The organism is Nonomuraea sp. NPDC049158, from assembly GCF_040648335.1.
GTDB lineage: Bacteria > Actinomycetota > Actinomycetes > Streptosporangiales > Streptosporangiaceae > Nonomuraea.
The window spans coordinates 36546-55724 of the sequence record NZ_JBEZDM010000010.1; the positions used below are offsets into that span (position 1 = coordinate 36546).

Annotated in this window: 20 protein-coding genes and 1 tRNA gene; 11 read left to right on the plus strand and 10 right to left on the minus strand. The window is 70.4% G+C overall.

Translation table 11 applies throughout. The annotated features are described in order from the left end of the window. The first annotated feature begins 143 nt into the window (after nt 1-143). On the plus strand, nt 144-1166 hold the full coding sequence (locus AB0B61_RS22470; RefSeq protein WP_358434881.1) for a LacI family DNA-binding transcriptional regulator: 1023 nt from the start codon (nt 144-146) through the stop codon (nt 1164-1166). Between the two features lie 50 nt (nt 1167-1216). Here the strand turns inward: AB0B61_RS22470 and AB0B61_RS22475 are convergent, their stop codons facing one another. Next, entirely contained in the window at nt 1217-1924 is a 708-nt protein-coding gene (locus AB0B61_RS22475; protein ID WP_358434884.1) for a hypothetical protein, read from the minus strand. 267 nt (nt 1925-2191) lie between these two features. Continuing rightward, on the minus strand, nt 2192-3421 hold the full coding sequence (locus tag AB0B61_RS22480) for a transposase (protein ID WP_358434887.1): 1230 nt from the start codon (nt 3419-3421) through the stop codon (nt 2192-2194). A gap of 167 nt (nt 3422-3588) precedes the next feature. On the opposite strand from AB0B61_RS22480, the gene AB0B61_RS22485 reads away from it, so the two are divergent. Further along, nucleotides 3589-4860: an MFS transporter gene (locus tag AB0B61_RS22485; RefSeq protein ID WP_358435581.1), complete on the plus strand. Its 1272-nt coding sequence runs from the start codon at nt 3589-3591 to the stop codon at nt 4858-4860. Here the strand turns inward: AB0B61_RS22485 and AB0B61_RS22490 are convergent. The 4 genes from AB0B61_RS22490 to AB0B61_RS22505 form a co-directional block, all read right to left on the minus strand. After that, entirely contained in the window at nt 4850-5215 is a 366-nt protein-coding gene (locus AB0B61_RS22490; protein WP_358434890.1) for a hypothetical protein, read from the minus strand. The two genes, AB0B61_RS22485 and AB0B61_RS22490, sit on opposite strands and share 11 nt — an antisense overlap. After that, nucleotides 5131-5427 (minus strand): sigma factor, encoded by a 297-nt coding sequence (locus AB0B61_RS22495; RefSeq protein ID WP_358434893.1) that lies wholly within the window; start codon nt 5425-5427, stop codon nt 5131-5133. The genes AB0B61_RS22490 and AB0B61_RS22495 overlap by 85 nt, the downstream gene beginning before the upstream one ends. Before the next feature lie 146 nt (nt 5428-5573). Next, nucleotides 5574-6536, minus strand: coding sequence for an SPFH domain-containing protein (locus AB0B61_RS22500; protein WP_358434895.1), 963 nt, complete (start codon nt 6534-6536; stop codon nt 5574-5576). Between the two features lie 100 nt (nt 6537-6636). Further along, nucleotides 6637-7944 carry an MFS transporter gene (locus AB0B61_RS22505; RefSeq protein WP_358434898.1) on the minus strand — a complete coding sequence of 436 codons (1308 nt, stop codon included), beginning with the start codon at nt 7942-7944 and terminating at the stop codon, nt 6637-6639. Nucleotides 7945-8026: 82 nt separating this feature from the next. Here AB0B61_RS22505 and AB0B61_RS22510 point away from each other — a divergent pair, with 82 nt between their 5' ends. The 6 genes from AB0B61_RS22510 to AB0B61_RS22535 all read left to right on the plus strand — a co-directional run bounded on the left by AB0B61_RS22510 (nt 8027) and on the right by AB0B61_RS22535 (nt 12707). After that, on the plus strand, nt 8027-8725 hold the full coding sequence (locus AB0B61_RS22510; RefSeq protein WP_358434900.1) for a GntR family transcriptional regulator: 699 nt from the start codon (nt 8027-8029) through the stop codon (nt 8723-8725). 41 nt (nt 8726-8766) lie between these two features. Continuing rightward, the gene (locus AB0B61_RS22515; protein ID WP_358434903.1) at nt 8767-9129 is read left to right on the plus strand and encodes a DUF2203 domain-containing protein; all 363 of its coding nucleotides are present in this window, start codon (nt 8767-8769) and stop codon (nt 9127-9129) included. A 96-nt stretch (nt 9130-9225) separates the two neighbouring features. Further along, nucleotides 9226-10227, plus strand: coding sequence for a hypothetical protein (locus AB0B61_RS22520; protein WP_358434906.1), 1002 nt, complete (start codon nt 9226-9228; stop codon nt 10225-10227). A gap of 5 nt (nt 10228-10232) precedes the next feature. Beyond that, complete coding sequence (locus AB0B61_RS22525; protein ID WP_358434909.1) at nt 10233-11207, plus strand: hypothetical protein; 975 nt, start codon at nt 10233-10235, stop codon at nt 11205-11207. 79 nt (nt 11208-11286) lie between these two features. Continuing rightward, a complete protein-coding gene (locus AB0B61_RS22530; RefSeq protein ID WP_358434912.1) occupies nt 11287-11814 on the plus strand; it encodes a CGNR zinc finger domain-containing protein in 528 nt (175 codons plus the stop codon). A gap of 278 nt (nt 11815-12092) precedes the next feature. After that, on the plus strand, nt 12093-12707 hold the full coding sequence (locus AB0B61_RS22535) for an alpha-ketoglutarate-dependent dioxygenase AlkB (protein WP_358434915.1): 615 nt from the start codon (nt 12093-12095) through the stop codon (nt 12705-12707). A gap of 120 nt (nt 12708-12827) precedes the next feature. Here the strand turns inward: AB0B61_RS22535 and AB0B61_RS22540 are convergent, their stop codons facing one another. From AB0B61_RS22540 to AB0B61_RS22550, 3 genes are all read right to left on the minus strand, one after another. Further along, a complete protein-coding gene (locus tag AB0B61_RS22540; protein ID WP_358434918.1) occupies nt 12828-13340 on the minus strand; it encodes a GNAT family protein in 513 nt (170 codons plus the stop codon). A gap of 85 nt (nt 13341-13425) precedes the next feature. After that, a complete protein-coding gene (locus AB0B61_RS22545) occupies nt 13426-14988 on the minus strand; it encodes a phospholipase D family protein (protein ID WP_358434921.1) in 1563 nt (520 codons plus the stop codon). Between the two features lie 10 nt (nt 14989-14998). Then, entirely contained in the window at nt 14999-16351 is a 1353-nt protein-coding gene (locus AB0B61_RS22550; protein ID WP_358434924.1) for an amidase, read from the minus strand. A gap of 62 nt (nt 16352-16413) precedes the next feature. Between AB0B61_RS22550 and AB0B61_RS22555 the strand changes: the two genes are divergently transcribed. Together AB0B61_RS22555 and AB0B61_RS22560 are read left to right on the plus strand one after the other, a co-directional pair. Next, nucleotides 16414-16755, plus strand: coding sequence for a PadR family transcriptional regulator (locus AB0B61_RS22555; RefSeq protein WP_225301054.1), 342 nt, complete (start codon nt 16414-16416; stop codon nt 16753-16755). Beyond that, nucleotides 16752-17210: a hypothetical protein gene (locus AB0B61_RS22560; protein ID WP_358434927.1), complete on the plus strand. Its 459-nt coding sequence runs from the start codon at nt 16752-16754 to the stop codon at nt 17208-17210. Before AB0B61_RS22555 ends, AB0B61_RS22560 begins: the two co-directional genes overlap by 4 nt. Nucleotides 17211-17300: 90 nt before the next feature. Here AB0B61_RS22560 and AB0B61_RS22565 read toward each other — a convergent pair. Continuing rightward, nucleotides 17301-17361: transfer RNA gene (locus tag AB0B61_RS22565), tRNA-OTHER, on the minus strand. A 313-nt stretch (nt 17362-17674) separates the two neighbouring features. Between AB0B61_RS22565 and AB0B61_RS22570 the strand changes: the two genes are divergently transcribed. Continuing rightward, nucleotides 17675-19141, plus strand: coding sequence for a pentapeptide repeat-containing protein (locus AB0B61_RS22570; RefSeq protein WP_358434930.1), 1467 nt, complete (start codon nt 17675-17677; stop codon nt 19139-19141). Nucleotides 19142-19179: the final 38 nt, after the last annotated feature.

The window sequence follows — 19179 nt, forward strand, 5'->3', positions numbered from 1 at the left end:
TTCCCTTCTCCGCTGCTGAAAGTTTCGTAAAACCCCCGATAATTTCTTTGCCCGGAGCATAAGTAGCCTGTCTGTAATGCGTCAATAGCCATCGTGGAGGTGATCCCGACTCAGGGCCGAAAGTTTCGGTTAGACTCCGGCTCATGCCAGCGAAGAGGCGGGTGACGATCGCCCTGATAGCCGAGGAGGCCGGGGTCTCGATCCCCACGGTGTCCAAGGTCATCAACGGCCGTCCCGAAGTCGCCCCGGAGACTCGCCACCGCGTCGAACGGCTGCTGCACGAGCACGGCTACCAGCGGCGCACCAGCCAGGACGACACGCCCTCGGGTCTGGTGGACCTGGTGTTCGCCGAGATCGAGTCGCCGTGGGCGATGGAGATCGTCCGCGGCGCCGAGTCCGCGGCCCGCGACGCGGGGGCGAGCGTCGTCATGTCGGTCCTGCACACCCACGCGGGTCCCGGCAGAGACTGGCTGGACCGGCTGGCCTCGCGGCGGACGGACGGCGTGGTGGTCGTGGCCTCCAAGCTCTCGACCGGGGTGCAGGCGCAGCTGAGCGCGCGTTCACTGCCGTTCGTGGTGGTCGATCCGGAGGGCGAGCCGGCGCCGGGCGTGGTCTCGGTGGGCGCCACCAACTGGCACGGCGGCCTGGCGGCCACCCGCCACCTCCTGGAGCTGGGCCACCGCAGGGTCGGCATGATCAGCGGGCCGGGCGACATGCTCTGCAGCCAGGCGCGCATCGACGGCTACCGGGCGGCGCTGGAGACTGCGGGCGTCGAGGTGGATCCCACGCTGATCCGCAGAGGCACCTTCCTGGTCGACTCCGGCCACGACCAGGGCCATGCCCTGCTCTCCCTGCCCGACCCGCCGACGGCGATCTTCGCGGGCAGCGACCTCATGGCCTTCGGCGTCTTCGAGGCGGCCCGCCAGCGCGGCCTGCGCGTACCCGAAGACCTGAGCGTCGTCGGCTTCGACGACCTGCCCCTGTCGAAGTCGGCCTGGCCCCCGCTCACCACGGTCCGCCAGCCGCTGCAGGAGATGGCCGCCCTGGCGACGCGCACGGTCCTGGCGATGAAGCGCGGGGAGGCCCCGGAGAGCCGGCGGGTGGAACTGGCCACGGATCTCATCATCCGCGAGAGCACGGCGGCACTGGTCAAGCCCGAGGCTTGAAAGCCCAGGCCGCCGCGGTTCGTTCGTCCGTGGCGGCCTGGACAGCGTTGTCAGGTCGCGAGCTGGCTTCCGTAAGCCCGCGCGACGAGCTCGGCCACCGCGCTGTGCGCGCCGAGCGGTTCGGAGTGACCCGCGCTGACCGCCGTGGCGGCCTGCTCGGCCACCTCCGCCGGGGCCTCGTGGCCGATCAGGCAGGGGGCGATGGCCAGACGCGTGGCGCCGGCGGCCCGCAGCCGTTCGGCCGCCACCGGCACGCCCGGATCGCTGTCGAGAGAGGCGGCCACCACGGGGAGCGTGAGCCGCGAGGCGAGCAGCACCGCGGTCGCCTGGACGGCGTGCACGGCCCGCTCGCCGCCGACCGTGCCCAGGATGATGGCGTCGACGGGGCTGGAGACGTTCAGCAGCCGGACCCGGTCGGCCCTGGCCAGACCGCGCTCGGCCAGCCTGATGTGCAGCGCCTCGGCCAGCAGCGGGTGCGGGCCGAGCGCCTCCGTCACGACCGCGTGCGACCCGGCCGCCGCGACGGCCTTGCCGATCTCGGCCAGGACGATCGGATCGTCCCAGGTCAGCAGCGGCACCACGATCGACTCGCGCCCCGAGGGGAGCGAGTCGGCGAGATCGGTAACGCTGGTGAGGCGTACCTCGATCTGAGGGTTGTCGACGCGTACCACGGCCGCGATCTCCGCTGCCACGCCCGAGGTGCTGCCCGGCACCGCGAGGACGAGGACAGGGGCGTCCGGCGGCAGGGACGTGGGCACGGGACGGCGGTGTCGACCGCCTCCCGGCCGGGGGGAACGTTCACGTACAGGCAGGCTCACAGGCGCGCAGTTTATGCCTATAAAGGGACCCGTGTTCTGCGAAATGGCCGCGATTCAATCACAACGCTGGCCGTGTGACCGAGATCACATCGTGATAGCCACAAATCTTGACTTATCTGGATAAGGCGGCAAACTCAACAGCAACTAGAAACGCGTTCTAGAGCGACAGTCACGCACCGTCCCACCGTCCCCCTAAGGACTGGGTAATCAACTACCACCGGTTGAAGCTGGTGGTTTGCTCTCACGGTCCCGTCTGGGTGAGGGGAGGCCGGTAGCGTGTGGCTGGTTGATGGCAGCCCAGCCCGCTATGCCGCGTGTGGCGATGTTGCGGGCTGCGATGTGGTCGGCGTGCCCAGCGAGGCCACACCTTGTGCAGACGAACCGGCCCCGCGCCGGCCTGTTCGCCCTGCTGATGTGCCCGCAGTCCGGGCAGGCCTGGGAGGTGTAGGCGGGGTCGACCAGCAGGAAGGCGATCCCGGCGCGGGCGGCCTTGTAGCGGGTGAAGGTGATCTGCTGGGCGAAGGCCCAGCTGTGCAGGGTGCGCCGCTGGAGCCGATGAGCCCTTACCCGGCCGCGGATGCCCTGCAGATCCTCCAGGGCGATGCCGCGGCCGGTGCGTTCGGCTTCGCGCACCACATACGTCGAGATTTGGTGGTTGAGGTCGGTCATCATCCGGTGCTCACGCCCGGACAGACGGCGCAGCACCCGCCGCGCCGCAGACGTCCCCTTGCGCTGCAGGCGCCGGCGTTGCCGATGCCGCCGCTCCCGCAGGGTGCGGACGTGGCCGTTACCGCCGATCGGCCCGTCCAGGGCGGGGCCGGGCAGTACCGCACCATCGGAGGTGACCGCCAGGTTCGCCACCCCTTGATCCACCCCCACGAAACCGTGAACCGGGTCGCGCGTCACCGGTTTGGGCAGCATGACGGCCACCTGCAGCAGCCACACCCCGCGCCTGCAGATCAGGTCGGCCTCACCCACCGGCAGTGTGTCCACGGTTTTGAGGTCTTCTGGCCGGCCGGTGTAGGGGACGGTGACGCGGCCGGTGGGGGTCCACAGCGACACTGTCCGGGCGTCCCGGTTGAAGCTCATCAGTCGGGCGTCGTACGGGACAGCGCCGTGCGGGCGGAAGATGTGAGCGCGTTTCTTGCTGGCGCGCCGGTTGGCGTAGGCGCCGGCGACCCGGGCGATCGCGCGGATGGCGGCTTGCGCGCCGAGCCCGGCCAGCTGCGCGCGCACCTCGTAGTAGGCCAGCCGGTGCAGCTCCAGCACGGTGAAGACGCGGTGCTGCCAGGCCAGACGGGAGACGACGGTGGCCGCCTGATTGCACACCTGCACCGCTGCGGCCAGCGCGTCGGCCTGGGCCGGGGTGGGAGTGAGCCGCAGTTGCGCGATCGAGGGCAGGCCGTGGCGTTTGGTGGCGGAGCGGCGGATCGCCATCGCGCACCTCCTGGCACAGCGCCCTCACCCACCGCACATATTACCGAACGTGACCGAGTCTTTCCATACTGTTTTCGAAAGGAGGGGTGGCGCTTCCTCCCGGCCCTGAAGGACCGGGTCTCCGCGCCGCGATTCAGATGAAGCCGTTCTATGTCCGTGAGTTGAACGTGTACCCCGTCGGCCGCCGACGGGTCTGGCTCCTGGCGATAGCCGTGCTGGCGAGTCTGGTGGCCAATTTCGAGACGACGATCGCCACCATCCTGCCGCTGCTGCTGGACGACCTGAAGATGTCCCTGACGGTCTACGGGCAGATCGCCGCCGTCTCGGTGCTGGTGGGAGGGCTGTCGGCCGGGTTCGGCGGCATCCTGTCCGACCGGTGGGGCCGGGTCACGATCCTGGTGCCCACGCTGACCGTCACCGCGGCCTGCAACTTCCTGCTGGCCACCGTGGACTCGGTCGGCGAGCTGTTCGCGGTCCGCTGCCTGATGCTGTTCATCGAGGGCGCGGGCATCACGATCACCGCCTCGCTCGTCCGCGACTTCTCACCGCGCCTGGGCCGCGCGCAGGCGTTCGCGTTCTGGACCTGGGGGCCGGTCGGCGCCTCCTTCCTCGCCTCGTTCATCGCCGGCTTCACGCTGCCGATGTTCGGCAACGCCTGGCAGTCGCAGGCGATCATCATGGGCGTCGTCTCGCTGGTCCTGTGCGGGGTCATCATCTGGCAGATCGCCGAACCGTCGGCCGCCCTGCGCGCCCAGGTCATGCGGTACGAGGAGGCGGTGGCCAGCGAGGAGAAGATCGACCCGGGCAAGGTGAAGGAGCTGCTCCGGCACCGCCACCTGTGGGCCCATGTGCTCGGCAACACCGGCTGGCAGGTGCTCTACTGGACTTTCGCGATCTTCGGCCAGACGATCCTGGCCAGCACCGCGTTCCGGATGGAGCCCGCCGAGGCCAACCGCGTCGTCGCCCTGGGCATCCTGCTCAACGCGCTGGCCGTCATCGTGGTCGGCCGCATCTCCGACCGGCTGCAACTGCGCAAGCCGTTCACGGCCGTGGGCATCGTGCTGACGATCGCGACGCTGGCGTACTTCATCAGCCTCATCGGCACGGGCGCCACGGCCGGCACGGTCACTCTGGTCTACGCGATCCTGTTCCTGGTCCTGGGCGTCGCCTACGTCCCCTGGATGGCGAACTTCTCCGAAGACGCCGAGGACGTCGACGCCCGGCTCCAGGGCGCGGCGCTGGGCCTGTGGGGCATGGTCGTCCGGGTCATGATCGTGGCGCTGCTGGTGATCGCGCCGATGGTGGTCGCGGCCAGCGGATGGGGGACCTGGCTGTGGGTGGCGCTGGCCGGCCAGGTGGTCTTCCTGCTCTCGATCGCCGCCTTCAAGGGCTCCTGGCGCCGCCCCCGCGCCGACGAGTCACCGAAGGTCACGGCCTGACACCACCAGCCACAGGTACGGCACAGACCAGGTGGGGGCCGGTCGGGCGGTCGGGCCAGTCCATCCAGTGCGTCTGCATCACCGGCAGCCTCCAGGCACCGGGGTTGGTGTTGAAGAAGATGAGCAACCCCAGCCCGGCCACGACCACCGGCCCCGCGATCAGCCAGCTGACCCATCGGCCCACGGCCACGCCGAGGGCGGCGGCCAGCGCGCCGACGCCGAGCGCGGTCAGCGGCTCGAACACGTCCAGCCGCCCGCCGGCGGGCCCGCTCAGCGCCCGTACCAGCAGGTAGCCGCCGACGACCAGCGCCTTGTCCCACCACGGCGACCACGACGGCGGGCCGCCGACTTCCACACCGCGAGGAAGGTGTCCTGCAGGGCGTCGTCCACCGCGTCGGGATCGGCGCAGCGGCGGGCCAGCCGGGTTCTGAGCCAGGGGGCGTGCCGGCGGTGGAGCAGGCGCAGCGCCGTGACGCTCTCCGCGGCGATCGCGGCGATCAACTCGGCGTCCGTGCTGTCGGAGCCGACGTCCGGGGGCTCGCGCCGGCTGAGGTGGAACCGTTTCACACCTCAGCTATCGCACACGAGCGCCCGGACGGTTCTCAACGGGCCGAGATCACTCAGCGGGCCGGGAATCACCCAGCGAGCCGGGATCACTCCGTGGGCCGGGATCACTCCGTGGATCGGGATCAACTCCGTGGGCCGGGATCAACTCAGCGGGCCGGGACCACGATGGACTGCGGGTTCCCCGGGGCGTAGACGGTGATGCCCTGGGGGAGTGACTTGAGCTTGTCGATCTCGGCGCAGGCCGGGCACTTGTCGTAGCCCTCCTGGCGGGCCTGGTTCGCGGCCGACTCGGCCTTGGCCTGGGCCACCCGGGCCTGGGCCTCGGAGACGGCGGCGTTGGCGGCCAGCGATCTGTCCACGGCCTGCTGCACCTCGGCCGGTAGCGTCACCTTGGCCAGGGTGAACCGCAGGCCGGTGAAGAACTCGCCGCCCAGCGTCTCGGGCAGGTCCCGGGCCAGGGTGGCGTTGACGGTGTTCTGAACTCTGGTGATGTTCGTGTTGCTGTCCTGGGTCTTGGCGTCGGCGCCCTGGTCCTTGAGCGCCGTGTTCGCCAGCAGGGAGCACGAGGGGACGAGTTCGGCGCAGCGCATGTTGCCCAGTTGCGCGCGCAGCGCGTTGTCCACCACGGGGCGGACGGCCTGGCCGAAGAACGCCGACCAGCCGTCGTCGCCGTCCCACGCGGCCAGCGACTCGTCGTTCTGGGCGCGGTACGTGCGCGTGCCGTACTTGTCGTCGAACTTCTTCAGCGTGTCGTGGTCGAGGTTGAGCGTGAAGTACAGGGTGCCCTCGATGCCCAGGTTCACGCCGTCGCTGCTCGGCACCGTCACCACGTCCACGCCGAGTGTGGTGGCGCGCTTGGCGTCGGCGGTGATCGTGTAGAAGCGCTGCTGCGCGGGGTAGGGGTGGACGGAGGACCACATGCCCGTCCAGGTCAGGCCGGAGCCCGGGTCGATGACCTGGCGTACCTGGTTGTCGTCGAACCAGCCGCCGTCGCGGACGACGGCGATCTCGCCGCCTTCGGTGCTCTCCAGACCGCCGATCGCCCCGATGACGGTGGGGATCGCGAGCAGCGCGGCGAGGACCAGGATGACCGACAGGGTGATGCGCACGGAGACCTCCCGCGCGGGCGGCGGTGGCAGCTACCGCCCGCGCATTTCGCGGCAGACTTGCGGAGGTACGGCCGACGGGTTCCGGCCGAAGGCAGGGCGTTCAGACTCGTTGCGCTACGTCGCCGGGGTCGGCGGTGATGTCCAGGTCGCGGGTCTCCGGCGCGATGGCCAGGCCGATGGCCGTGACGGCCAGCGCGGCCACCACGTAGAGGGAGACCGCCGTCGTGGTGCCGTACGCGGCGAACAGCTTCAGCGCGATGATCGGCGCCAGCGCGCCCCCGACGATCCCGGCGACCTGGTACCCCATGGACGCGCCGCTGTAGCGCAGCCTGGTGCTGAACAACTCGGCGATGAAGGCGGCCTGCGGGCCGTACATCGCCGCGTGGGTGATGAGCGCGACGATCGCGGCCAGGGCGATCAGCGGGAACGACTTGGTGTCGAGCAGCGGGAAGAAGACGAACACCCAGACCGCGGCGCCGAGCACGCCCGCGAAGTAGACGGGTCGCCGGCCGACCCGGTCCGACAGCGCGCCGAACAGCGGGATCAGCGCCAGTTGCAGCGCGGACCCGATCAGCACCGCGTTCAGCCCCACCGAGCGTTCCAGCTTCAGCGGGCCGGTGAGGTAGACCAGGATGTAGGCGGTGAAGGTGTAGAAGGCCACGTCCACGCCGATGCGCGCGGTGAAGGCCGACAGCAGCGCGCGCGGGTGCGTACGCAGCACCTCCAGCAGCGGCATCTTCGCCTTGGCGCCCTGCTGGGCCAGCTCCGTGAACAGCGGCGACTCCGTGACCTTCAGCCGGACCCAGAGCCCGACCAGCACCAGCACGCCCGACAGCAGGAACGGCACCCGCCAGCCCCACGACAGGAACGCCGCGTCCGACAGCGTGAACGACAGGATCGCCAGCGTCCCGGTGGCCAGCACGTATCCGGCGGGCACGCCCACCTGCGGCCAGCTGGCGTTGAAGCCGCGACGGCGGTCGTCGCCGTGCTCCAGCGACATGATGACCGCGCCGCCCCACTCGCCGCCCAGGCCCAGCCCCTGTATGAACCTGAGTGTGGCCAGCAGGACCGGCGCGAGCGCGCCGACGCTGTCGTAGCCGGGCAGCACGCCGATGAGGAACGTGGAGACGCCCATCACCAGCAGCGTCACGACCAGCACGGTCTTGCGGCCCGCGCGGTCGCCGAAGTGGCCGAACACGATCCCGCCGAGTGGCCTGGCCACGAACGCGACGGCGTTGGTCGTCAGCGCCAGCAGGGTCGCGTTGAGCGGGTCGAAGGTGGGAAAGAACAGCTTGCCGAAGACCAGCGTCGCCGCGGTCGTGTAGAGGAAGAAGTCGTACCACTCCAGAGAAGTGCCGATCAGGCTGGCGAGGATCACCCGCCGGGTCTGCCGCGTGGAGCCTGTCATCATCGCTCCTTCGATCAGGGGGTTCTTATCAACATAAGGATCGTTGAACAATTCGACAAGAGGTTTGTTGGATGATTCCCTGTTGACTGTGGATGACGCGGCGGACAGCCCCCTTTCGGATCTCGAACATGACCGGTCCAGGCTGGGCCGCAGCAGCACGGCCGAGCGGGTGGCCGACATCCTGCGCGACCGTGTCACCGAGGGCTTCTTCGAGCCAGGTCAGCGCCTGTCCGAGGAGGCCATCGCGGACGCGCTCGGCGTGTCACGCAACACGCTGCGCGAGGCGTTCCGGCTGCTCGGCCACGAGGGGCTGCTGGACCACCGGCTCAACAGGGGCGTGTTCGTGCGGATCCTGTCGGCCGAGGACGTCGCGGACCTCTACCGCGTACGCCGGGTGATCGAGGGCGCGGCCGTCCGGCGCCGCCCGAGCGGCCAGGAGCTGGCCGTGATCAGGGAGGCCGTGGCCGACGCCGAGCGGGCCGCCGCCGACGACGACTGGCGCGGCGTGGGCACCGCCAACATCCGCTTCCACCAGGCGCTGGTGACGCTCAACCAGAGCCCCCGGCTCGACGAGGCCATGCGCCAGCTTCTGGCCGAGCTGCGGCTCGTCTTCCACGTCATGAAGAATCCGCGCGCCTTCCACGAGCCGTTCGTCACCCGCAACCGCAAGCTCCTCGAGCTCCTCGAAGCCGACCGGCCGGACGAGGCCGCCGCCTTCCTCGAGGCCTACCTCGACGACGCCGAGCAGCTGCTCGTGCGCGCCTACGAGCCCAACCGGTGACGATGATGCGCGCCCACGAGCGCACCCGATAGCGTTCGGGCATGGCCAGGACATTCACCCTCGACGAGGCGCGCTCGCTCATGCCGTCGATCATCGACGCGGCCGGCGAGCTGATCACTGCCCGAGCCGACCTGGCCGAGATCGCCTTCGACCGCCAGAGCGCCGGCGTGTCCGCGCTGGGCGGCATCCCCGAGATGAAGGCGATCGAGGCGCGCATCGAGGAGATCCTGAGCACCTGGACCGGCCAGGGCATCGAGGTGAAGGGGATCGCGCCGGTCCTCGTCGACTTTCCCGCCGTGCTCGACGGGGTGTCCGTACGCCTGTGCTGGATCGAGGGCGAGACCGAGCTGACCTGGTATCACCGCACGGACCTGGGCTTCGCGGGCCGCCGCCCGCTGCGCTGACCCCCCTGTCCGGGCGGGCACATGAATGTGTCTCACCTGTGATCAACCCGTTTCGCTCGGCCGGTATCTAACCGGACGAGTGAAGGGAACACCACCATGAGGTACACCTCAGCGGCCGCCGCGCTCCTCGCGTCGGCGGTCATCGGCGGGCTGGGGATCACTCCCCCCGCCGCGCACGCCCAAGCAGGCCCTTCCCAGGTCCGGGCGGCCTGGATCAAGACCTGTACCGACAAGAAGAACGACACCACCTACCCCTGCGGCCACTGGCAGCTGATCACGCGCGACGGTGGGAAACTCACCGTCAAGGACGCCTCCACCACCGAGATCGACGGCAAGGGCAGGAGGCTCGACGACGCCGGCCTGTTCGCCATCAGCGGCGACGGCCGCGTGATCGCCTACGAGCGGGCCGGCGACCACCGCATCGTCGTACGGCAGGCGGCGGGCGGACCGGTCAAGGTGCTGGCCGCGTCCCTGGTGCCCAAGCGGTACGGGACGAGCCCGCTCAGCCTGCACCTGTCGCCCCAGGGGGACAGGCTGCTGGTCGACTCCACCGATGAGAAGGAGCGCGTCCCGACCAAGGTGGTCACGATCGCCACCGGCAAGATCGTAGAGCTGCCCGCCAAGGACTCGATGAACGGCTTCAGCACTGACGGGGGCGAGGTGCTGGCCCAGCGCTTCAATCGCGACAACACCCTCACGCTGATCGCGTACCGGACCGACGGCACCTCGGTCAGGCGCACGCCGTCGCAGGTCGTGGCGAACTCCGCCATGACCGCGCTGGCCGCCGACGGCAAGACCGTCGCGGTGATCATCTCCGGGGACGAGGAAGCCAAGAAGGTCCCTCGGCTGCGGATCTACGACCTGGAGACCGGGGACCTCTCCGCGGGCGTGGATCTGGCGCTGAAGGCGGGGCAGACGCCGTACCTCGCCCAGTGGAGTGCGGACGGGCGGCTCACGGTGCTCGTGCAGACAGGTGACGAAGGCTCGACGGCGGTGGTACGGGAGTTCACCGTCGACACGGAGACCGGCGCCGCCACGCAGACGGACAAGTACTCGATCAGCAAGACCAGGTACGCCTTCAGAGTGGCAGGGGAGTGACGACGATGAAGATCAGGATCGCCGTGGCGATCGCGGCAGGGCTGGCCGCTCTGGTGGCCGCGCCTCAGGCCGCCCAGGCCATGCCACATGACCACCACGACGGCATCCGCTATGCCTCGGTCAAGGGCTGCACGGTCAAGGGCGAGCAGCGGCCGTGCGGTGAGTGGCGGCTGATGATGCACAGCGGGGAGAAGGGCTCCCTGCCCGACGCCGAGACCATCGCCCGCGAGGCGAACGGCAAGTCGTCGCACACCCAGGTCGCGCCCATCGCCGTCAGCGGTAACGGCCGGCGCGTCGCGTACTTCACCAAGTCCGGGCGGCTGGCCGTACGGACCATGGGGGGCGGGGTGAAGGTCTTCGCCAAGGACGCGCTGCCGCGCGTGGCCCAGTACGACGTGACGTTCCAGCTCTCCGACGACGGCGGCAGGCTCGCGACCGTCTTCGCCACCAACAAGGCGGTGAAGACGCGGATCTTCGACACGGCCACCGGCGCCCTGCTCGGTTCGACGCCCGGCGGGCAGACGCTGCTCGGCTTCAGCGCCGACGGCGGCGAACTGCTGACCGAGGTCTCCGCCGACGAGTCCGTCACGGACCTGATCGCCTACAGCGAGTCCGGCGAGCAGCTGTACCGGGCCACGCCGCCGCAGATCGTCGCCGCGAACTCCCCGTCGGCCCTCGCGGCCGACGGCCGGACGACCGCGAACGTCGTCATGGGCGGCGCCAAGTCCCAGCTCGTCCTGTACGACATGCAGAGCGACCAGATCATCGCCAAGCGGAAGGTCAAGCTGCCGGCCGGCGACCTCAACATGATCGACTGGACCGGCGACCAGCAGGTGACACTGCATCTCGTGCAGTACCCCGACGGCAAGGCGAACAAGATGACGATCGTCCAGATCGACACCGAAACCGGGGCCGTCAAGGTCCGGGACCACTACTCGCTCCTGAAGGACAGCTACGTCTTCGCGGCCTGCGGCGGCTGAGCTCTCGTCAGGTTCGACGCGGTACGGCGGGGCTGGGGGAGCCCCGCCGTTTCCGTGTCTCCGGGCATACGCTGCTGGCGTGGCGGTTCACTCGACCAAAGCGATGGCGGCTCGGGCCGTGGATCTGTGCGTCGCGCTGCTGCACGAGGAGCCGTCGGCGGAGTCGGTCGCGCGGGTGCTGCGCGATCACGGCGAAACCGGCGACCTGGACCTGGGCGAGGCCGACCTGGCGGCGATGCGGGCCGCGGCGGAGCGGCTGGTCACCGTCTTCGCCGCCGCCGGTCCCGACGTGGCGGCCGCCCGGCTGAACGATCTTCTGGCGACGGCCGCGCGGGCGCCCCGCCTGACGAACCACGGGGCCACGACTCCCTGGCACCTGCACGTGGACGGCGACGACTACGCGCCGTGGGGGGAGTGGTTCCTGGCCTCGTCGGCCCTGGCGCTGGCCGTCCTGCTGGCCGATCACCAGCGCGTGCCGGGCGGGCTGTGCGCCTCGGTCGCCTGCCGCCGGCCGTACCTGGACCTCGGGGGTGGCAGCCCGCGGCGCTACTGCAGCACCCGCTGCGCCACCCGCGAACGCGTCGCCGCCCACCGCGGCCGCACCTGACCGCTCTCAGCGGCATCGCCCACGCGGCCCCACCTGACCGACACGGTAGCAAGCGCCACAAAAGGGGTGCGCGGTAACAGGCGTGACGGGCGGGCATACCCGATACTGGAGCCGTGGGGATCGGCGGCCTGCGTGGCCGCCCCGGTCTGTACGGGCTGCGTGCCGTACAGACCGGGCGGGTGGGACGACGAGCCGCGCGCCCGGCCGTGACGGCCGGGCGCAGCCGGTCTGCGGACCTAATCGAATGAATGTTTGAACGATCGCCTACACTTGATGCCATGACGGCTGTTTTCCAAGCTTCTCTGCTGGGAGCCGAGGAGCTCGTCGGCTCGGCGATCCGCCGGACGCCTCTGGAGCGCGGGGCGTGGATCGACTTCGGGCCCGGCTGGCTGGCGCAGGCCGACGCGCTGTTCTCCCGGCTGGCCGAGGTGGTGCCGTGGCGGGCCGAACGGCGCCGGATGTACGACAAAGTGGTCGATGTGCCGCGGCTGCTCGCCTTCTACGACGAGGACGAGCCGCTGCCCGATCCGGCACTCGACGACGCCCTGCGCGCGCTCAACGAGCGCTACGCCGAGGAGCTCGGGGAGCCGTTCCGCACGGCCGGGCTCTGCTTCTACCGCGACGGCCGCGACAGCGTGGCCTGGCACGGCGACACCCTGGGCAGGGGCGGCACCGAGGACACCATGGTCGCGATCATCTCGGTCGGCGCCCCGCGCCCGCTGCTGCTGCGCCCCCGGGGCGGCGGCGCGTCGATCCGGCACGACCTGGGGCACGGCGACCTCATCGTGATGGGCGGCAGCTGCCAGCGCACGTGGGAGCACGCGATCCCCAAGACCACCCGCCCCACCGGGCCGCGCATCAGCATCCAGTTCAGGCCGCGCGGCGTCCGCTGAGAGCGGGGACGGCGCCAGGCGGACTGGCGTCCCCTCAGCTCAGAGCGGTTGATTGTGCTGCTCGACGCACTGGCGCAGGATCGACAATGGTGCACCGCCGCCTGCGGGGAGCTCTCGTGACTACTTCTCCGGCCGCAACACCGAATACAGGAGCTGGTCGTGCCAGCTCCCGCCGCGCCACTGGGCCCGGCGGATCACGCCTTCACGTTCGAATCCGGCGTTGGCCAGCGCGCCCTGCTCGGCGAGGTTGGTGACATCGGTGATGGCCTCGATCCGTTCGGCCCGGGTGTGGTCGAACAGGTACGTCACCAGCTCGCGGTGCGCCCGGCTGCCGACGCCCTTGCCGCGGTGGCGCGGGAAGATCACGATGGAGAGCGACCAGCACCAGGAGGTGTGCCGCGGACCCCAGAGCCGCTGGAACCAGTGCATCCACCCGGCCACCTCACCACGGGCGTCAATGGTGAAATAGCCGCCCTCGGGGCTCAGCAGCCCGCTCGCCGCGAACTCCTCGCGCATCGCGTGCAGGGTGCGATGGCCGAACCACTGCTGCTCGCCGGTCCCCTTCGGGCTGCCCAGATTCTCCTCGAACACATCCAGGTCCGCCGCACGGACCGGGCGCAGGCTCACGTTCACTCGGGTCCCTTCCTCAGAGCCGTACAGGATAGGGCAGCGCCCCGCCGAGTGATCACGGAGGGTGGCCTTAAGACAGCAGCGAGCGCTAAAAGGTCCTGGATCTCCGCAGCGCGGGGGGCCGCCCGTCGGGATCGACCGCCAGGCGGTAGAGCGGTGTGGCGAGCAGCCCGCGCACCCGAGGCAGCTCGGGGTAGGAATGCGGCCGCAGCCGCCCCGGCGGCCGCGGACCCTTCCTGCCGCCGGCGTGCCAGGCCTCGAGCCGCGCCGCCGCGTCGGCGAAGGCGTCGAACGCGGCCACGGGATCGCACAGCTCGTCGCGATCCGCGCCGTCCTCGGGCCGGTCCAGATGCTCGCCCATCAGTGCCAGGCGCAGCTCGCGGGCGAACCGGCGGGCGCCGGACGGCTCGCGCGGATCCTCCCGCTCATCGAGTACGGCACAGCTCAGCTCCGAGTCGTAGCTCCAGGAACGCAGGTTGACGTTGTCGGACCCGACCGAGGCCCACACGTCGTCGACCACGCAGACCTTGGCGTGCACGTAGACGGGGGTGCCCTCATGGTTCTCCAGGTCGTACAGGGCCACCCGGTCGCCGCCGGCCCGCAGCAGCCGCTTCAGCGCGTGGACCCGGCCGATCAGGCTCGCGGCCCCGGCCAGCCAGCCGTCCTGGTCGGGGTGACGCGGCACCACGATGACCATCCGCAGGCCGGGCTCGCGCTCCAGCGCCTCGGCGAACGGCTCGATCACATCCGTGGACCACAGATACTGATCTTCCAGGTAGACCAGCGAACGGGCCCGGCGGAGCACCTTCTGGTAGGCGTGCGCCACGCTCCGCTCGCCGTCCGGAGCGAACGGGTAGCCGCTGTGCCGGGCGGGATAGGTGCGCAGGATCTGTACGGTGTGCGTGCCCGCCGGGGGCGGCGGCGGTCCCGGCTCGGGCAGCGGAGGAACGTCGTCCATCTGGGCGAAGTGGTCACGCAGCCGCCTGATCGGATCCCTGGTCTCCGGCGCGGGGTCCTCCCAGCGCTCGCAGAACACCTTCTCCACCTCCGCCACCGCGGGGCCGTGGATGGCGACCTGGACGTCGTGCCATGGGGGCCGCCGGCCGTACTCGCCGGGCATCGGGCACGCCTGCGGATCGCCGAGGTGGTCGGCGTCGTCACGGCGGCTGTGACACAGGTCGATGCCGCCGAGGAAGGCCACGTCGGTGGCCGGGTCGCGGTCATGACGGAGGATGACGAACTTCTGGTGGTGCGAGCCGCCCGGTTTGGTCCGCGTGTCGAGGACGGCCTGCCCGCCCGCGGCCTCGATCGCCTCACCCAGATGCCGGTTCTCGGCCGAGCTGAAGCGTAGCCGGTCCAGGTGCGAACGCCAGATGAGCCCTCTGACCAGCGCGCCTCGGTGCGCGGCGGCGGCCATCGCGTCGCCCACGGAGGGCCCGTTCTCGGTGAGCCGCTCGTCGGGATCGCCGCGCCAGTCGGCGAACAGCAGTAAGTCGTCCTTACGCAGCGCCTCGACACAGGTCTTCAGCTCGGCGAAGTAGGTCGCGCCGTGGATCAGCGGGCGTACGTCGTTACCCGTCGACCAGGCGTCGAGCTCGGTCGCCGGGTTGCCTCTCTCCTGGTCCGTGAGGAACCAGTCCTGGATCCGCATTCGCAGGCCGCTACCCGGCGGGCGGACTTCCATGCCTCGCCCGGCCGAGCGCGGCCGTCTCGAACAGCAGGTGCTCCCACCCGGGACGGCAGACGAGCTGCAGCCCGACCGGCAGGCCGTACACCGTTCCGGCCGGGACACTCAGCGCGGGAAAACCGACCACGTTCCACATGCTCGTCAGGGCGAGCAGGGCGGCTCGCACGGCGACGGGCCCGCCGTCCAGCTCGGTCGCGCGCTGACCGAGAAACGGCGCGGTGAGCGGTACGGTCGGCAGCGCGAGCACGTCATGCCGCTCGAACAGCGCGCCGACGCTCTCGGCGAGCCGTGGGCGGGCCCGCATGGCCCGTACGTACCGCCAGCCCGGCAGCTCGGCGGCGCCGCGCACGCGTTCGAGCACCTCGGGGTCGAACAGCTCGGGCGCCTCGGCCAGCCGGTCGGCGTGTACCGCCGCCGTCTCGCTGCTCTGGATGGCGGTGAAGGTCTCGCGCAGCTCGTCCGCGTCCTTCGCAGGGAACGCGAGCTCCTCCAGCGGTCCGGTGCCCGCCTCCACGGCCTGGCGCACCGTACGGGCCACCTGCGGATCGCAGGCGAACACGCCGGCGGGATCAAGCCAGGCGACCCGCGCCGGACGGCCGTCGGTCCTAACCCAGGCTTCAACGAGGGTCCGGTAGGCGATCAGGCAGTCCTGCTCGTGGCCCGCGAGGAGGCCGACGGTGTCGAAGGTCTGCGCCAGGGGGAAGACGCCGTCGACCGGGATCGCCCCGTACGCGGGCTTGAAACCGGCGACCCCGCACAACGCCGCCGGAATGCGGACCGAGCCACCGGTGTCGGTGCCGAGGGCCAGCGGGACCATGCCCGCCGCCACGGCGACCGCGCTGCCGCCGCTGGAGCCGCCCGACATGCGCGCGGGCTCCCACGGATTGCGCGACGGGCCGGCGGCGGAGCGATCGCCCGTGGGGCCGTACGCGAACTCGTGGGTGTTCGTCTTGCCGATGACGACGGCCCCGGCCTGACGCAGGCGCGCCACACAGGCGGCGTCGGCGACCGCGACGTGGCCGGCGAAGTGCCGCGAGCCCATGGTCGCGGGCAGCCCGGCGACCATGATGAGATCCTTCACCCCGACCGGCACACCGTGCAGCGGCCCCCGGTCAGTGCCGCCGGCCAGCTCGTCGTCCGCCCGCCGCGCCGCGGCCCGCGCTCCGGCGGCGTCCACGGTGACGAACGCGTTGAGCAGCGGGTCGAGCTCGGCGATGGCGTCGAGCGCCAGCTGGACGAGCGCCGTCGAGGTGGTCCGGCCTTCGCGCAGGTCCCGTGCGAGGCCGTCGATCGTACGCCCGGTGAAGGGGCCAGAGGGTGTGGGCACAAAACCTCACCGTAGAGGTATTCCGCGCATGGATCCTTGCTTCGCAAGGTAGCATGCACAGCATGGAAAGCCAGACTGGTCTCGCCACGGCGCTTCGCCGCGGAACCCTGGAGTTCTGCGTGCTGGCCCTGCTCGAAGACGAGGAACGCTACGGCGTGGAGCTGGTCAGCCGGCTCGGCGCCGAGACGGCCCTGACGACCAGCGAAGGAACGCTCTATCCCCTGCTGTCCCGGCTGCGCAGAACCGGCTGGGTGGCCACCACCTGGCAGGAGTCACCCACCGGTCCACCTCGGCGCTACTACGGGCTGACCAGTAACGGCAAGGCGGCGCTGGCGCACTTCCGCTCCGAATGGGCCGCCTTCCGCGACGCCGTGGACCACATCGTCGGAACGGAGAACTCATGAACCGCTCAACGGATCCCTTGGACCGGCTCGTCGAGGACTATCTGGCCGAGGTCGCGTACGCGACCGCCGGCCTGTCCGCCGCGCGCCGCGAGGACCTCCTCGCCGACTTACGCGAGCACATCACGGTGGCCCGCGCCGAGCTGGACCCACCGACCGAGGCCGGGATCCGTACGATCCTCGACCGGCTCGGCGACCCCGCCGCCATCGCCGAGGAGGCCCACCTGGGCGAACCGGCCCCCACCGCTTCGACCGGTGCCTCCCCGCACGCCTCTCATGCCGCCACCATGCTCCGCCCATCCGCGGTCCGGTCCCGGAGGTCGCCGGGCAGGCTCGCGCTGGTGCTGGTGTCCGTACTCGTCGTCCTCATGGTCGTGGTGGGCGCCTGCGCGGTGCTCTTCTTCGCGGCCAGAACGGAGAGCGGAGGGCCCCCGCAGGTTTCCCCATCCTCTCGATGACACCGACGTGGGGTGGCCGACGGGACTTAAACCCGCTTTCACCAAGATCACAACTTGGTCCCTCGTTCGCTTCGGGATCGGCCACAGTGCCTTCGGCCGGATTCGAACCGGCGTCCTCCTGCTCCGCAAGCAAACCGAATGCCAGTTCGACCCGGTCGAGCGTCTAACGATGCCCAGCGCGAAGAGTGCGTGAACGTCTGTCGACGTTCGCCGCGGTCCCCGGCGATTGTCACTCAGTTGGTCACGCATGAACCCGAGTCTGGGGGCCAGCTGTCGTAGATACAGGGCTGCCGTTTACGCGACCGTCGCCAGGCACCGTTTGACGTCTGATCACAAGTTGAGCATTTGTCCCCGGCGAGCGCGGTACGGCGGGGTGGAATGGGGTTATGGGCCTTCTCCCGCGCTCTCCCAAGCCGTCTGCCCGTCCTCCCGAGCTACGGCCGCCGCGCTCGATGTGGTGGTGGGTGCTCCCGGCAGCGCTGTTGATCGGCGGGGCTGCGTGGGGCACTGTGGAGTGGCTGCTGCAGGACCTGAACAAGCTGTTGATCATTGAGCAGATCTCCGCCCGGATTGAGGCTGCCCGTACGGCGCTGGCGGCTGCGGCTGGCGTCGGCGCCGCGGTGACGTTGATGCTCGCGGTGCGCCGGCAGCGCCATCAGGAGCTGGCCACGGCGCACACCACCCACGACGCGGCCGAACGCCGGGTTACCGAGTTGTACACCAAGGCCGCCGAGCAACTCGGCAACTCCCAGGCCCCGGTCCGCCTGGCCGGCCTGTACGCCCTGGAACGCCTCGCTCAGGACACCCCGGCGCTGCGTCAGACGATCGTAGACGTGATCTGCTCCTACCTGCGCATGCCCTACACCCCGCCGCGAGAGGATCGAAGCGAGAAGATCCGCGCCGCGCAGCGGACTGCCCGCAACAGTGGCTCGGCCCGTTCGGGTACGAGCAGCAGCGGGCGCAATCCGCATGAGGAACGCCAGGTCCGCCTGACGGCTCAACGCATCCTTACCGCCCATCTCCAATACGACGACTCCCCGACCCCACGCCGCCGGTGGCCGGCCCGCCGCCTCGACACCAACCCGCGCCACTGGCCGAACAGCCGCCTCTACCTCGTCGGTGCCGTCCTCATCGACTTCGACCTCCGCGCCTGCCACATGGGTAATGCCGACTTCAGCCACGCGACCTTCACCGGCGACGCCCGGTTCGGCAAGGCGACTTTCACCGGCTACGCCCGGTTCGGCGAGGTGACCTTCACCGGCGACGCTCGGTTCGGCGAGGTGACCTTCACCGGCCCTGCCCGATTCGACGACACAACCTTCACCGGCGACGCCGAGTTCGGCGGGGCAATCTTCACCAGCGACGCTCAGTTCGACGACGCGACCTTCACCCGCAACGCCGAGTTCGGCGGGGCAATCTTCACCAGCGACGCCGAGTTCAACGACACGACCTTCACCCACAACGCCGGGTTTGCTGGGGTGACCTTCTCCGGCGGCGCCGGGTTCATTGGGGCGACCTTTACCGGCGCCCTGTTCATCGAGGCGACCTTCTCCAGCGACGCTCAATTCGGCGTGGCGACCTTTACCGGCCCCGCCCAATTCTGCGACGCGACCTTCACCAGAAATGTCTGGTTCAGCAGGGCGACCTTCACCGGCGCCGTCTGGTTCGACGGGGTGACCTTTACCGGCCCTGCCCGATTCGAGGAGGCAACCTTCTCCAGCGATGCTCAATTCGGCAAGGCGACCTTCACCCGCCACGCCGGATTCGCCGGGGCGACAGGGCTAGAGGCGGCGGAGCTGAGCGGCGTGCGACTGGCGCCGGCGGGCACGGGCGTGCGGCGGGTGTGGCCGCCGGCCTGGCAGGTGGTGGCGGGCGCGGACGGGTGGCAGACGCTGCGACTGGCGGCCGAGCCGGACGAGCTCGGCAAGTGATGGCCGTGGCCGCATCAGCCTCAGTAGCTCGCATCGTC